Genomic DNA, 14,742 nt, shown 5'->3' on the forward strand with positions numbered 1-14,742 from the left:
CGCCCTTTTTCAGAAATCGGCGGGGCTTTTGTTTCCAAGGAGCAGGCATGACGGAAAAACGGACCGGAAGAAGGGCATTAAAAAATCAGGTCCTGGAGATTTTGTCCCAGAATTCTCCGGACCAGGTCTTGGCTCAAATATTGCAACTTCCCCTTAAAAAGGCGGTCAATCCGCTCATAGGGCTTTTATGCCATCAGGACGAAAAAATCCGGTGGCGAGCCGTCACAGCCCTGGGGCGCGTGGTTCCGGCCATGGCAGAGTCCCGCATGGAAGACGCCCGGGAAATCATGCGCCGCTTCATGTGGCATATGAACGAAGAGTCCGGAGGCATTGGCTGGGGCGTGCCCGAAGCCATGGCCGAAGTCATGGCGAATCATCCCGGCCTGGCCAGGGAATTCGCCAAAATCCTGGTCTCCTACGTGGACGAAGACCAATGCTTTTTGGAGCACGACGTATTCCGCCGAGGCGCCGTGTGGGGCGTGGGGCGAATCGCCCGGATCCACCCCAAGCTGGTGCAGGATGCGGGCCCGGCCCTGGCCGCCCTTTTGGATTGCCCGGATGCTCCGAATCAAGGCCTGGCCGCCTGGGCCGTCGGCAATATGGGTTACGCCCCGGCTGCGGATAAGCTCCGCGCCATGACGGATGACAAAACCATGACGCCTTTGTTCCTGGACGGAGAATTAACCCAGGCGAGCGTTGGCGATCTGGCCCGGCAAGCCCTGGAAAAACTGGAGGCCGCTGCATCGTGAAAATGGATAAAGGCGCCCTCCCCTGGCCCAAGCTCATTCAAGGAACCCTTTTACGGCGGTATAAACGCTTTATCGCCGACGTGGAGTTGGAGGACGGAACCGTGGTATCCGCCCATTGCCCCAATTCCGGCAGAATGACCGGCTGCTCGGATCCCGGCAGCCCGGTATGGATTTCTCCGGCCTCCAATCCCAAACGCAAACTCAAGTACACCCTCGAAATGATCAAAATGCCGGACTCCCTCGTCGGAATCAATACGGGAGTCCCCAATAAACTGGTTGCAAAAGCCATTGAGGATCAGGTGATCCCCGAACTTTCAGGATACGGCGGGCTGCGTATGGAAGTCCCGTACGGAGCCAACTCCCGCGTGGACATCATGCTTTCGGAGGAAGGACGGCGGGATTGCCTGGTGGAAGTCAAAAACTGCACCCTGGTGGAAGACCGCCGGGCCATGTTCCCGGACGCGGTCACGGCCAGGGGCCTCAAACACCTGGAGGAACTGGAGAAGGCATTATCTCAAAACAAACGCAGCGTTATGTTCTTTCTCATTCAGCGAATGGACGCCGACGTCTTTGCACCCGCTGACCACATCGATCCGGCCTACGGGGCCGCCCTGCGCCGGGTTTGCACCAATGGCGTGGAAGCCCTGGCCTGGGACGTTGACATGGATCTGCATTCCCTGCGCCTCAACCGGCCGCTGCCCTGCGATTTATCTTAACAAGCCTGCTGCATTTGAGTTGACAAGACCCACTCCTGTATTAGATTATTGATAATGAGTCTCATTATTGAAATAGGCCCTTTGCGGCCTGATCAACTAAGGAGGCTGTTATGGAAAACTTTGAATACGATGTCACCTTTTACCCCCAGGAAGCCTTCTCCAAGGTGGTTGCTTTTTGCAACGAGTCCGGGGGCTGTACTTTGGATAAAGTACCGGAATCGCAAAGATCCGCCCTGAACGCCGTCCTTAACGAGAAAGGGGCTCAAGGATGGGAGTTGGTTCAGGTTGGATTCGGCAAAGATGGATGCATGGCCATTTGGAAACGGCGTAGGCAGGATTAGGAGCCTGCACGCTCATTTTCACTGTAAGGCGATTAGTTGCAGGATGGCTTGAAAGGGTTGGCTATCTGTACTGGAAAATAGGCATGCCGCTCTGTACTGATCCCCCAAGTATTGTGCAAGGAGGATTGCATGGGAGAGACTAAGGAGCTGAAGAAAAAATTGACGCCTGCACACGACTGCACCACTTGCGAGGCCACTGCGCAAATGATTGACAAGGCCCGCAGAGACGGTGTGGAGCTCGTGTTCGATAGGGCTGCGACCATGAAGGCGTGTCCTATCGGCGCTGATTCAGCATGTTGCAAACATTGTTCTATGGGGCCCTGCCGGTTAAACGCCAAGGATCCCTACGGCAAGGTAGGCGTCTGCGGCGCCACCATAGACACCATTCAAGCCCGTAACTTTGCGCGCATGGTCGCGTCAGGTGCGGCGGCCCACACGGACCATGGCATGAGCATTCTCCATTTGTTCGGGGAAGTGGTCAAGGGTCACAACAAAGACTACGAAATCAAGGACACCCAGAAGCTCCTCCAGGTCGCCCAGACCCTGGAGATTGAAACCGACGGCCGGGCCTACCAGGACATTGGTCTGGATATTTACGAAGAGCTGATGAAGACCTACACCCAGGTGGAAGGGGAATTTCCCTTTGCCAAGGCCGTCCCGGAAAAAACCCTGGAAACCTGGCGCAAACACAACATCGTGCCTCGCGGGGCCATGCGCGAGATTATGGAAATCATGCACCGCACCCACATGGGCGTGGACCAGGATTACGAAAACATTGTCAACCAATGCAGCCGTACGGCGCTCTCCGACGGTTGGGGCGGCTCCATGGTGGCCACGGAAATATCGGACATTATGTTCGGAACTCCCAGGCCGGTCATGGCGGAAGTGAACATGGGCGTTTTAAAGGAAGATCATGTAAACATCATCGTTCACGGCCACGAACCCAACCTGTTTGAGTCCATCATGATTTCCACCAGCGACGCCACCATGGTCGAAGCGGCCAAAGCGGCCGGCGCCAAGGGAATCAACCTGGTGGGCATGTGCTGTTCCGGCGCGGAAATGATGTCCCGCCACGGCGTGCCCCATGCGGGCAACTTCATGTCCACGGAAGCCGTCCTGGTGACCGGAGCCGTGGATGCCATGGCCGTGGACGTCCAGTGCATCAAGCAGGGTTTGGGCAAGGTGGCGGACTGCTACGGCACGGAACTCTTCACCACCAACCCCCGCTGCCATATTGAAGGGGTAAAGCACATTGAGTTTGATGAAGACGATCCCATGGCCTGCACTGACGAAGTGGTGATCAAGGCGATCTCCCGTTTCAAGAACAGAAAGGGAGACATCCAGATTCCCAAGAACAAAAACGTGGGCATCCATGGATTTTCCAAGGAATACATCGGCTACATGCTGGGCGGAAGCTTCCGCGAGTCCTATGTGCCCCTGAACGAAAACATCATCAACGGACGCATCCGGGGCGTGGCCGGCGTGGTGGGCTGCACCCAGCCCAGAACCAAGCAGGATTACATGCATGTGGAACTGGTGAAGGAGCTCATCAAGAACGACGTCCTGGTCTTGCAGACCGGATGCTCCCAGATCGCTTTGGCAAAGGCCGGGCTGCTCATTCCCGAAGCGGCGCACCTTGCCGGGGACGGACTGGCCGAAGTCTGCGAAACCGTAGGCATGCCGCCCATCCTGGGCCTGGGCTCCTGCGTGGACAACAGCCGGATTTTGACCGCTGCCAGTGAAATGGTGCGGACAGGCGGCCTGGGTCACTCCATTGCGGATTTGCCTGCTGCAGGCGCCGCGCCCGAGTGGATGAGCGAAAAAGCCATATCCATCGGCCATTACTTTGTGGCCTCCGGCGTGTACACGGTGTTTGGGACCACTTTTCCCATCACCGAAGGCACTAAATTCCACAAGCACCTTTTTGAAGAGCTTGAGGAAATGGGCCTGGGCAAGTGGGGTTTCTCCAACGACCCCATTGAAATGGCCCACATGATGATCGCCCACATTGACAAGAAGCGCGAGCAACTGGGCATCAACAAGGCCAGGGAGCGCGTGCTCATGGATATGGCGGACCGCCAGAAACTTGACGTCGCGTAAGCAGGGATTTCATCCGGGGGCTTCCTTAGGGGAGCCCCCAAAAGCAAAAAACCAGGCTGGGTCGGGGCTCAGCAAACACATTAACCGGAACATCCAGGCTGCAGAAGAGGAGAATACGCATGAAAAAGGGATTGGTTGTTTATACCACGCGCACAAAAGATACGGAAAAGATAGCGAATCTGGTTGCTGAAGGAATGCGCTTCGGAGGCATGGAAGCCAAGGTTTTGAACGTCAAGGACGTCAAGAACGAGCAGGACCTGGATGGATACGACGCCTATGCTTTCGGCGCGCCCACGTACCACGGCGAGATGCTCCAAGCTATGAAGACCTTTTTATTCCTGGCCGAAAAGGCCGACCTGGCAGGAAAGATCGGCGGCGCTTTCGGCGCTTTCGGCTGGAGCGGCGAGTCCCCGGACCGCATTTTCGACACCATGAAGAATATTTTTAAAATGGACATGGTTTCCCAGTCCCTGCGTCTGAAAAATGCAGGCCTGGGCGGCGGAGTGGCCATGGCCCAGGATTACGGCCGCGACATGGCAAAAAAGGCGGGATGATATAACTCGCTGAAAATATATCGACCTGCAGAGGAATTCAAAGCCGGGACGCCGGCTTGAATACAAGCCCCATTCGGGCGTAGTTCTCCTTGCTCCAGGCGGCTGAGCCGCCGCCGCGGACCGGTAAGGCCCAATTGGCCGGTCCGCGGCTTAAGAGGCTGTTTTGTTTGAATCAAATAGTAATGAGAACTATTAAACCCTCTGCATCCCCAACATAGAACAGGGGAATAAAAAAAGCACAATGAATAAAAAACCAAGGAGGCGCCCTATGATGCAATTGGAAGATATCAAAGCCAACAACGACCTGCTGAATAAAATCGACTGGGACATGACCCCGGAAGAAGCCGTTCGGCTATACCTGGAATGGGGAAACAACTGGGCCATGGCCAAGCGCTACGTCATTCGCTCCGTGGATGACGAGACCCATTATTTCGTGGTGTACAATTGGGAGGAGGAACCCTACATCCTGCTCATCCGCCGCGATTCCTCGGAGGCCGAAGAACTGGCCAGGATTGAGCTACCCAAGGAGATTCAAGAAGTGTTTTGCGAATCCGTAGGCGGAAACCGCGGAGTATACGCAGTGGAAGGCGAAGTGCGGGATTGGCTCAAGAACAGGCTTTACGACGCGTAATCAGTTTCGGCCGGCGGAAAATCGGCTGCCGCCGGCCGGATTTCATCCCCGGTCACTCCGGAGATTTTCGCAAGACGGCGTCGGCCCGTGACGCTGTAAAAAAGGCGATTCGCCAATTTGGCGGGTCGCCTTTTTATTTTTATAGTTGCCTATCGCTTGATGCTTGTGACTACGCCTGGATGGTTTCCCTGGCTTTTTCAACGGCTTCCTGGATATTGTTCATGATGTGGTTCATTTCCAGGGTTTCCAAGCCCAGGAGTTGGACGGCGTTCCGGTCGATTTTATAGGGATTGGCCGGCATCCCCAAGTCCGCCGCGCAGACGTGGGCCATGGCGTCCGCCAAATGAACAATGGAAGCCAAGGTTTTGTGTTCCGTGTTTCCCGGCTTGTGATGGTGCATGACCGCTTCGGTCATATGGTCGGGGACCTTCCAGGAACTGCAAATCTGGGAGGCGATTTCCGCATGGTTCCAGCCAAGCAATTCCTTTTCCACTTCATAGGAGAGTTGCTTGTTAGCAATCATGCGGTCGAACTCCGCTTTTTCCTCCAGGACGAATTTGTCCAGGACCAGCTTGCCGGCGTCATGAATCAGGCCCGCCGCAAAGGCGTCTTCAGCCAGACCCGGGCTGACTTTTTCGGCGATGATCTTAGCGCCCATGCCCACGGCGATGGTGTGCCACCACATTTCCTCGCCCGTGAATCCGTATCCCATATAGTCTCTGTTTGCGAACACTGACATGGATGCCATGGAGATAATCTCTGACAAGGTTTTGCGGCCCAGAACCACAATGGCCCTTTCGATGGAGGCGACCTTGCACGTCAGGCCGTAATACGGAGAGTTGACCAGCCTGAGAATCCGGGCGGCGATGCCCTGGTCCTTTTCCAGGATTTCCCCCAGGCGCCGCAGGCTGGAATTGGGATCGGCCATGACCTTTTGGGCCTTTTGGATGACCGACGGCATGGGGGGGAGCACCCGCACGCTGTTGGCGATGCGCTTTTTCATCCGATTCGCATCCACGGACTGTTTGGCGGGGTAGAAAGACTCCAGAGAAACCGGGGCGTCCTCATAGGCAAAGCTGCCAGATCTCCAATGGAGCAACTCTTCCAGGGTTCTGTCTGTCAGAGCCTTTATTTCCGTATGCAGATCCTTGGGTTCAATCAAATGCTTGTCCACCAGGGCCTGGCCTAAGATGACCTTCTTTTGCCTGGCGTGAGTCACGGCCATCCTGAGGTTGTCCTCGGAGATCAGGCCCCGTTTTTTCAAAAGCAAACCTAGCCTTGCCTGGGATTTGGGGCCGGAGGCGTAAACCGCCTGTCCGTCCTTGAAAAATATAATCACGGTCTGGGAGTTGTCGGAAAACCGCAACACGCCGGTTCGTTTTGTCTGGGACAGAGTATCTATAAGATGCGGAAGAGATCCCGGCTTGGAGAAATTTCCTTCAATCTGCATTTTTCAATCCTTAAATGGGGGAAAGTTTTTCATAGTCCTTCTTCTAATCTCGGAATAATGCCCATGGAGGTTTAGCAGGAATTCATAAAAATTTGAGCCGGGGGTAAGAATTGCAAAGTTGTGTAGAATTATGTGCTATGTTAATATGTTTTGTTTTAATTCGGACTTTTGCTGGTGCGCGCTGCTGAGTTTGCAGCCGTACAGGCTTCGATTTTATGGGCGCCGTTTTATAAAGGGCATTTGATATGAGCATCAACTACGACATCGAGTTAGATGGCGTAACATTTGGATATACCCGCCAGCCGGTGTTGAACAACGTGCGCTTGCAGGTGGAAAAAGGCGAGTTCGCCAGCATTGTGGGGCCCAACGGAGGCGGAAAAACCACCTTGCTGAAACTCATGCTGGGACTGCTGAAACCGGACGCCGGCTCCATTACCGTGCTGGGGGCGACGCCCGAAAAGGCCCGGCTGAAAATCGGCTACATGCCTCAATACTCCCACCTGGACCCCCAATTTCCTGTGACCGTCATGGACGTGGTGCTCATGGGGCGTATGCGCAAGGGCGCCATGCTCCGGCATTCAAAAAAAGACAAGGACGCTGCCATGGAATGCCTGGACGAGGTCCAGTTAAGCCACGTGGCCCGCAATATGTACAGCGCCCTTTCCGGCGGCCAAAAGCAGCGGGTGCTTATCGCCCGGGCCCTGGCATGCAAGCCGGAGCTGCTCTTGCTGGACGAGCCCACCTCCAACGTGGACCCGGAAGTGCAGCAAAGCCTTTTTGACATGCTTCAAAAATTGAACGAAAAAATGACCATCCTCCTGGTATCCCACGACTTGGGCTTCGTCTCCCAGGTGGTGAAAAGCGTAATCTGCGTCAGCCGGGAGCTGGTGGTGCATCCCACCAGCGAACTGGACGGCACCCTGATCAAGGAAATCTACGGCGGAGACTGCCGCCTGGTCAGGCACGACCACCGGTGCGCCGAGGGAGGGCATTGCCATGATTGAGTTCATCCAGGCCTTGATGAACCCGGACAATGTCTTTCTGCGTCTCGCCTTTATCGTAGGCGGACTGGCCAGCGTGCCTTTCGGCATCATGGGCGCCTACGTGGTCACCCGAAGAATCAGCTATCTGGCCGGCGCCATTTCCCACTGCGTGTTCGGAGGCATCGGCCTGGGCCTGTACCTCCAAAACAAGGTGGGCTTGCAATGGTTCGATCCCATGTACGGCGCCGTGGGAGCGGCTTTGCTGGCCGCGGTGATCATCGGCGCGGTTTCCTTGTACGCTAAACAGCGGGAGGACACGGTAATCGGCGCCTTGTGGGCCGTGGGCATGGCCTCCGGCCTTCTTTTTGTGGACATTACGCCGGGATATTTTGACATCTCCAGCTATCTTTTCGGAGACATCCTTCTCATCTCCACCCAGGACGTGTGGATGGTCCTGGGTTTGAACGTCCTGGTGGTGGGCTTATCCCTGTGGTTCTACAACAGGCTCCTGGCCGTATGCTTTGACGAGGAGTTCTCCGCCCTCAGAGGCATTCCCGTAGGCGCGGTGTATATGCTCCTGCTGTGCCTGACCGCCCTGACCGTTGTGCTTCTGGTGCGGGTGGTGGGCATTGTCATGGTGATTGCGCTTTTGACCATCCCGGCCGCCGTGGCCAGCCAGTTCGCCAAACGCTTGTGGCAGACCATGGTCATGGCCGTATTCTTTTGCCTGGCGTTCACCTGGACCGGCCTGGGCGTGAGCTATCATTTCAGCCTGTCCAGCGGTCCCACGATCATCGTGATTGCCGGCCTGACCTATCTGGCGGTGGTTTCCGGCGCACGGTTTGTCGGAAAAAGAAGTTAAAGGCAGGCCATTTTCTTGGGCGGTCCGTATCATTGGAAGCGGTTTCAGGTGCGCAACCATTATACGCAACATGATTAATTTCAAATAGTTATATATTCATTCCCACGCGAAGCATGGGAACGAGTTCCTTAATTCATCGTAGACGGCCAAATGAAACTGCGCTGCGGGGCTTGCAGCACCCTTCTTTTGGGCAGTCCTGGCGGCCAAATTTACAGCCTGCAAACACAAAGGCCGGCCCTTTTTTAGGGACCGGCCTTGTTGTATTTTCTTGTTGGGTTGTATCAGGCTTTGCCGCAGCAGCTTCCGGGGCCTGCGCAGCCGGCGTGGCCGGGAGTTGATCCGCAGCATGCGGTGTCTCCGGCGCCGGGCATGGCGCCCGTGGATGCGCCGGAAAAGCTGGAATGGGCGGAGAGGAGCTTTGTCAGGTTCTGACTTCCGCAGCTTCCGCATTTTGGCTTTTCATCCGAATTAAAAATCAATAATTCAAACTGGCTGCCGCAATCCTGGCATTGGAACTCAAAAACCGGCATGGTCTCATCCCTCCTTATGATTATTGCCCTTCTGGTATTCTTCAATGGCGTTCTGAAGCGTTTTCACGGTCAACTGAATGCAGTGCTGCTTCTGATCCGGAATGTTTTCCAGTTCCTTGAAAATCACGCCTTCCGTAATGGTTTTGGCTTCCTCCAGGGTTTTACCCTTGGCCATGTCCATGGCCACCATGGCGGACGAGATGGCGCCGGGGCATCCCAGCACCTGAATCTTGGCGTCCTGGATCTTATCGTCTTCGATCTTGAGGAAAACCTTCATGGTGTCGCCGCAGGGGCCGGTCAGTTCGGTAATCTGGTTTGCTTCCTCCAGCTTGCCCATGCCCTTGCGTTCTACGTAATACTGAATGGCTTTATCTGAGTAGCCTGAAGACTGCAGCATTTCCTTTACAGCTTCTGCATCATAGTTTTGTAAAATGTCGCTTCCCATAGTTCGTTCCTTTAATCCATGCTCTTATCCAAAAAGTTATCAAAGCGTCTATAAGGTTCAGGGCGCCCCGGATAAAAGCGCTCGCAAGTTGACGCGTATTCTTTCACCCCGTCTTCCATGCCATTAATGCCGGTTTCAATCAAGTTCTAACTGCAAAAATGTTCCTTTTGAGGACAATAAAAGTCCGGTTCCAGGAGGAGGCGGAGGTTAACCAGCCTTTTGCTTGCTGTCCTTAATCGCCGTCCATATAAAAACCACGGTTCCCAAAATCGCCAAGACCGCGCTTGCCGTAAAGGCCGCGGACAGGGAGAACATGTCCATCAGCACGCCCGTCGCCACGGAGCCCGCAAGCATGCCCAGGCTGTGCCCGATGGTGAGCAAGGCCATGACCGAGCCCATGGCTCTTTCCTTATGCCCTTCGATGACGCAAATGGCGGTGAGGGCGGGCGCCATAATGCCGCCGCCGATTCCAAAGGCCATGTTGCTGGCGAACAGATGCCAAAATCCGTCCGCGAAGGTGAAGGAATAGACCGCAACAGAAATCATAACGCTTCCAATCACGCATAACAACCGTTTATCCACCCGGTCGGCCAGCCACCCCATGGGCGTGGTAAGCACCCCGGAGGTTAAAACGCCCAGCATGATCAGGAATCCGATGGCGCTGGACGACAGATTAAAATGCGCATCGGCGTACACCGGCAAAAAGCCCCAAATGGCGCCGATGCAAAAGGTGTATGTGGTCCTTAACAGGACCGCGCCCATGATGCCGGCGTTTTTCGCCAGAATCCGGTACGTCACGGGCTCCCTGCCCCTTTCCTGGCGGGGCTCCTCCTTGACCGGAGGCAGGAAGTGCTGGGCCATGAAAAAAGCCAGCAACGACAATACGCCCATGCATGCAAAGGCGGTTTGCAGGCCGAAGTGATCGTTCACCACCCCGCCCAGTATGGGGCCCAAAGACAGGCTGCTGTACATGGAGATATTGAACAAGCCCATGAAAAAGCCTTCCCGGCCCTGGGGGGCGATCTCTCCAATGTAGGCCTGGCATACGGGAAGAATCATGGCCGAGGCAATGCCCTGGATAAAACGGATGACCACCAGTTGGGTCACGCCGTGGGAAAACATGAAGGCTATGGATACCAGGGAGTATGCGAACAAGCCTATGGTGATGAAGGGCTTGCGGCCAATCATGTCCGAGCGCTTGCCGAAATAAGGCAGGAACAGAATTCGGGAGAGCGAGAATGAACCGAAAATCATGCCCACCATAAAGCCGGACGCGCCCAGGTTGTTGGCGTAGACCGGCAAAAGGGGCACGACGATTCCCACCCCTGTTACGGACGTAAAAATACTAAAGAACAGGGTTATAAAAATTTTCCGGGCCATGGAAGATTCCTATAATACCAAATAAACGGGGGACGCGATGCTTATCTCAGACGTCATGCTTAATGTTTTCGCCGCATAGACATTAGAGGTAAGGTCTTGTCCCCCGAAATCTCAAGCCCCCTCTTTATCCTCGGATTTCGGCCACCACGGATTCCACGTACTCTCTGATTTCAGCCAGGCGCTCTTGGGACAAGGCCTCGAAGCGCAAAACCAAAACCGGCTGGGTGTTGGAAGCTCTCACAAGTCCCCAGCCGTCCTCAAATATAATACGCGCTCCGTCAATATCAATGACCTCATGACGGGAACGGAAATATTCCGTGACTTTCCCCACCACGCCGAACTTGACGTCCTCGGGGCATTCAACACGTATTTCCGGGGTGTTATAGGTCTTGGGCAAATCGGAAAGAAGGTCGGACATTTTTCCGCCGGAGTCGGCCAGGATTTCCAAAAGCCTGCAGGCGGCGTAAGAGGCGTCGTCAAAGCCCAGGTACCTGTCGGCGAAAAACATGTGCCCGCTCATTTCGCCGGCAAGCTCAGCCTTTTCCTCTTTCATCTTGGCGCGAATCAGGGAGTGGCCGGTTTTCCACATAATGGCTTTGCCGCCGCGCTTGTTGATGTCGTCGTACATGGTCTGGGAGCACTTGACCTCGGAGATGAATACGGCGCCGGGCTTGCGGGTGAGGATTTCCCGGGCGAAAAGGGTCATCAATTGGTCGCCGAAAATCATGGCGCCGGTTTCGTCCACCACACCGATGCGGTCTCCGTCTCCGTCAAAGCCGATGCCCAGGTCCAAGCCCTTATCCCGGACCAGGGCGGCCAGATCCTCCATGTTGGCCATGACCGTGGGGTCGGGCTCGTGGTTGGGAAAGGCGCCGTCCATATCGCAGTATATATCGTGCACTTCGCAGCCCAGAGCTTTCAGCAGGGGAACGGCGATCACGCCGGCCGTGCCGTTGCCTGCGTCCACGCCCACTTTCAAGGGCTTGGATATGGTAATGTTGTTGGCCGCATATTCCTGATACGCCGGCTTGACTTCCACGTCTTGGATGGATCCTTCGCCGGACTCGAAATCCCCGCTATCCAGCAAAGTCAAAAGGCTGCGGATCTCCTGGCCGTGGATGGAATCCGTACCGCTGCTCAACTTGAAACCATTATATTCCGGCGGATTGTGGCTGGCCGTGACCATGACTCCGCCTTCCGCGTTCAGGTGATGAATGGCGAAGCTGAGCAAAGGCGTGGGGCACACGCCGATATCCAGCAGATCGCAGCCTGCGTCCATAAGCCCCTGGGCGGCGCGCGCCGACAAAGAGGGCGAGGAGACGCGGCAATCTCGGCCCAGTACGATTTTGCGGTTTCCCTTGCGGATTAACAAGGTCCCAATGGCCCTGCCCAGATTGTAAACGTTTTCCTCTGTAAGATCTTCGCCTGCAATTCCTCGAATATCGTATTCCCTGAACATTTGCGGATTCATGAAACACCTCCAAAAAATCTTATTTTTAATCGTTTAGACAAAATTGGCGACCAATACGGTTGCGCCCACCAGCCAGCAGTAAGGGGCGAACCACCACAGGCTGCCCTTGCGCACGATGGCCAACAGCCATTTTAGGGCTGCCAGGCCGGTGAATGCAGATACGATCCCGCCCAGCAAAAGCATGGAAACCGGAGGATGAGCCGCGGCGCTGGCGTCCGCAACTTCGAGAATGAGCGCAGCCACAATAGCGGGTATGGACAGCAAAAAAGAATAACGGGCGGCGACCTCTCTGTCTACGCCTAAAAACAGGGCCGCGCAAATCGTGGAGCCTGACCGGGATATGCCGGGCAGGATGGCCAAACCCTGGATGGTCCCAACGGTCAGGGCGTTTCCCCATGTCATTTTGGGCAATAGTTTGCCCTCAGCCCTGACATAGCGCGTGGCCCAAAGCAGGGCGCCCGTGATCAAGAGCATGGCCCCGGCCAGGACGGGAGACGCAAAGAGCTTGTCCGCGATTTTATGAAACCCCATGCCGATGAACCCGGTGGGGATGGTTCCGATGATAATAAGCAGGGCCATGCGGGCGTCCTGATCGGTCGTCCAGACCTGAGCCATGGCGGCCTTGCCTTTAGGCGCGGCGGCGCAAAAACGGAAAAAGCCTTTGGCGGCCTCCAAAATTTGAGCGAAAAACACCCAAAGCACGGCTGCCAGTGTGCCCACATGCAGGCAGATGTCCAGGAGCAGCTCCGGCTCCTCCATGCCCATGAGGCCCTGAAAAAGGACCAGGTGGCCGGAGCTGCTTACGGGCAGAAACTCCGTCAAACCTTGAATAACGCCTAATAAAACCACTTCAAGCCAATGCAAGGAGGTTCTCCTTTCAAATAGAAATAAGCATCTTAGGGGGCGTCCCCTGAATAGTGCAGATGCTTTATCGTTTTTTGGGCGTTTGGGCAACCATTGTCTTCTCCGGGGCGGCATCTTGCCCTGATTGGAACCGGCTTGCAGGATTGACAGTGAATTTTCAGGATGGTAGGCTCCGGCAAATCAAATCAGGCTCCCGCTGGAAAGGACATTGCTCGCATGAGGCGCTTTGATGCTTCAAAATTTTTGTTTTTCACGGCTTCAATCATTATCATCCTTGGCTTTACATTCATCTTGGGGCTTTACCTGGGAGGACATAAATCGCCTCTTTACATGGCGGTGTTGGACGTAAAGCATCAAGTTGAGGACTCCTTTGCCACGCTATTCGGCGAACTTCCCACCCTGACAAAAACCAGCCCGCACCAGTTTCTGCAGCCGGCCAAATATGAAGGGGAAGGAGTCACCATTAACCACCCGGATAATGATAACAATGAATTTATATTTATGACGGGCTTTTTTGATGGAGGGAACGAAATCCGGCTCATCACAAGAGACGGCGCTTTTGTTAACAGGTGGCCCATCAGATTTTCGGAGATATATGAGGATGACAGCCACATGCTGCAGCCGCCGGCCACGGATTGGAATGTGGATATACACGGCGCCGTCGCCCTCCCGGACGGGTCGGTTGTATTCAACATGGTGCACGCAGGACTCGTCAAGTTGGATCGGAACGGCAATGTCGTTTGGAAATTGTACAAAGACACCCATCACTCCGTGGAGATAGCCGAAGACGGCGGATTTTGGGTCTGCAGCACCCGGCATTACGACGCAGACAGCGCGTCCCCTCTCCCCCCCTTTGAAACTCCCTGCCGGGAAGACACGGCATTAAGGGTTTCCGACGATGGTAAACTCTTGCAGGAAATCTCCATCCCCAAGCTGTTTTTGGATAATGGGCTTGAAACGATTTTGACCGCCAACGGATGCAGTTTTGACCTGGATGCCTGGTTGGACGATGAAATCGTCCATTTGAACAAGGTAGCCGAGTTGTCCAGGGATTCGGCGAAAAATTTTCCCATGTTCGAACCCCACGATCTGGCTATTTCCATCCGGGGATACAATCTTCTCGCGGTTTTCTCGCCCAGCACGGAAAAAATCAAATGGTGGAAAATCGGCCCCTGGCGGCGGCAGCACGACCCGGAGTTCAGCCCTGACGGCTCCATTGTTGTGTTCAACAACAACATATACCGCGATGTTTTCGGGCGTCCCCCCCATGCATCGGAAAGCCGTCCGGACATCCCTCGAGTAACCAACATCATGGCATGCAATCCCGTGACCGACCAATGCAAGGTTCTATATGGCGGCGTTAAGGGGCAGGAGTTTTTATCGGTCATCAGGGGCAAGGTGGAATTGACAGCCCGCGACGGATTGCTCATCACGGAATATGAGGGAGGGCGCGTGTTTGAAACCGATGCGGAAGGCCGCATTGTCTGGGAATACATCAACCGGTATGACGAAGACAGAGTGACTGAAATCACCGGCGCCCGGATTTATCCCGCCAGTTACTTTTCGGAAACGGATTGGGGGAGCCAGGAGAATTCTTGGGGACGTCTCTCAAAAACTCAATAATTTTTTTGGGAGTTGAGGGTGAGGGATGTCCACCCCCAACTTG

Annotated in this window: 15 protein-coding genes; 9 read left to right on the forward strand and 6 right to left on the reverse strand. The window is 55.0% G+C overall.

Annotated features, from left to right (window positions below; all coding sequences use genetic code 11):
- Positions 1 to 47: 47 nt before the first annotated feature.
- The 6 genes from G491_RS0102605 to G491_RS0102630 all read left to right on the forward strand — a co-directional run bounded on the left by G491_RS0102605 (position 48) and on the right by G491_RS0102630 (position 5,091).
- A complete protein-coding gene (locus G491_RS0102605) occupies positions 48 to 749 on the forward strand; it encodes a DVU0298 family protein (RefSeq protein ID WP_035217624.1) in 702 nt (233 codons plus the stop codon).
- 2 nt (positions 750 to 751) lie between these two features.
- A complete protein-coding gene (sfsA, locus tag G491_RS0102610; protein ID WP_035217626.1) occupies positions 752 to 1,465 on the forward strand; it encodes a DNA/RNA nuclease SfsA in 714 nt (237 codons plus the stop codon).
- Positions 1,466 to 1,575: 110 nt separating this feature from the next.
- Complete coding sequence (locus G491_RS0102615) at positions 1,576 to 1,806, forward strand: DUF4177 domain-containing protein (RefSeq protein ID WP_028313484.1); 231 nt, start codon at positions 1,576 to 1,578, stop codon at positions 1,804 to 1,806.
- Between the two features lie 129 nt (positions 1,807 to 1,935).
- The gene (gene cooS / locus G491_RS0102620; RefSeq protein WP_028313485.1) at positions 1,936 to 3,906 is read left to right on the forward strand and encodes an anaerobic carbon-monoxide dehydrogenase catalytic subunit; all 1,971 of its coding nucleotides are present in this window, start codon (positions 1,936 to 1,938) and stop codon (positions 3,904 to 3,906) included.
- A gap of 119 nt (positions 3,907 to 4,025) precedes the next feature.
- On the forward strand, positions 4,026 to 4,460 hold the full coding sequence (locus G491_RS0102625; protein ID WP_015947147.1) for a flavodoxin domain-containing protein: 435 nt from the start codon (positions 4,026 to 4,028) through the stop codon (positions 4,458 to 4,460).
- A gap of 268 nt (positions 4,461 to 4,728) precedes the next feature.
- Complete coding sequence (locus tag G491_RS0102630) at positions 4,729 to 5,091, forward strand: DVU0772 family protein (protein WP_015947149.1); 363 nt, start codon at positions 4,729 to 4,731, stop codon at positions 5,089 to 5,091.
- 169 nt (positions 5,092 to 5,260) lie between these two features.
- Here G491_RS0102630 and G491_RS0102635 read toward each other — a convergent pair whose 3' ends face one another.
- The gene (locus G491_RS0102635; protein WP_028313486.1) at positions 5,261 to 6,541 is read right to left on the reverse strand and encodes an HDOD domain-containing protein; all 1,281 of its coding nucleotides are present in this window, start codon (positions 6,539 to 6,541) and stop codon (positions 5,261 to 5,263) included.
- A 245-nt stretch (positions 6,542 to 6,786) separates the two neighbouring features.
- Here G491_RS0102635 and G491_RS0102640 point away from each other — a divergent pair, with 245 nt between their 5' ends.
- Both G491_RS0102640 and G491_RS0102645 read left to right on the forward strand, forming a co-directional pair.
- On the forward strand, positions 6,787 to 7,545 hold the full coding sequence (locus G491_RS0102640) for a metal ABC transporter ATP-binding protein (protein ID WP_015947151.1): 759 nt from the start codon (positions 6,787 to 6,789) through the stop codon (positions 7,543 to 7,545).
- Positions 7,538 to 8,386 (forward strand): metal ABC transporter permease, encoded by an 849-nt coding sequence (locus G491_RS0102645; protein WP_015947152.1) that lies wholly within the window; start codon positions 7,538 to 7,540, stop codon positions 8,384 to 8,386. Before G491_RS0102640 ends, G491_RS0102645 begins: the two co-directional genes overlap by 8 nt.
- Before the next feature lie 281 nt (positions 8,387 to 8,667).
- Here G491_RS0102645 and G491_RS0102650 read toward each other — a convergent pair whose 3' ends face one another.
- The 5 genes from G491_RS0102650 to G491_RS0102670 all read right to left on the reverse strand — a co-directional run bounded on the left by G491_RS0102650 (position 8,668) and on the right by G491_RS0102670 (position 13,076).
- Entirely contained in the window at positions 8,668 to 8,916 is a 249-nt protein-coding gene (locus G491_RS0102650) for an FmdB family zinc ribbon protein (protein WP_015947153.1), read from the reverse strand.
- A 4-nt stretch (positions 8,917 to 8,920) separates the two neighbouring features.
- A complete protein-coding gene (locus tag G491_RS0102655) occupies positions 8,921 to 9,361 on the reverse strand; it encodes an iron-sulfur cluster assembly scaffold protein (RefSeq protein WP_015947154.1) in 441 nt (146 codons plus the stop codon).
- 207 nt (positions 9,362 to 9,568) lie between these two features.
- Positions 9,569 to 10,741 carry an MFS transporter gene (locus G491_RS0102660; RefSeq protein ID WP_015947155.1) on the reverse strand — a complete coding sequence of 391 codons (1,173 nt, stop codon included), beginning with the start codon at positions 10,739 to 10,741 and terminating at the stop codon, positions 9,569 to 9,571.
- A gap of 124 nt (positions 10,742 to 10,865) precedes the next feature.
- On the reverse strand, positions 10,866 to 12,212 hold the full coding sequence (locus G491_RS0102665) for a phosphomannomutase/phosphoglucomutase (RefSeq protein WP_028313488.1): 1,347 nt from the start codon (positions 12,210 to 12,212) through the stop codon (positions 10,866 to 10,868).
- A 33-nt stretch (positions 12,213 to 12,245) separates the two neighbouring features.
- A complete protein-coding gene (locus G491_RS0102670) occupies positions 12,246 to 13,076 on the reverse strand; it encodes an undecaprenyl-diphosphate phosphatase (RefSeq protein WP_028313489.1) in 831 nt (276 codons plus the stop codon).
- A gap of 216 nt (positions 13,077 to 13,292) precedes the next feature.
- On the opposite strand from G491_RS0102670, the gene G491_RS0102675 reads away from it, so the two are divergent.
- Entirely contained in the window at positions 13,293 to 14,699 is a 1,407-nt protein-coding gene (locus G491_RS0102675; RefSeq protein WP_169829379.1) for an arylsulfotransferase family protein, read from the forward strand.
- The last annotated feature ends 43 nt before the right edge of the window (positions 14,700 to 14,742 follow it).

It is taken from the genome of Desulfatibacillum aliphaticivorans DSM 15576 (assembly GCF_000429905.1).
Lineage (GTDB): Bacteria > Desulfobacterota > Desulfobacteria > Desulfobacterales > Desulfatibacillaceae > Desulfatibacillum > Desulfatibacillum aliphaticivorans.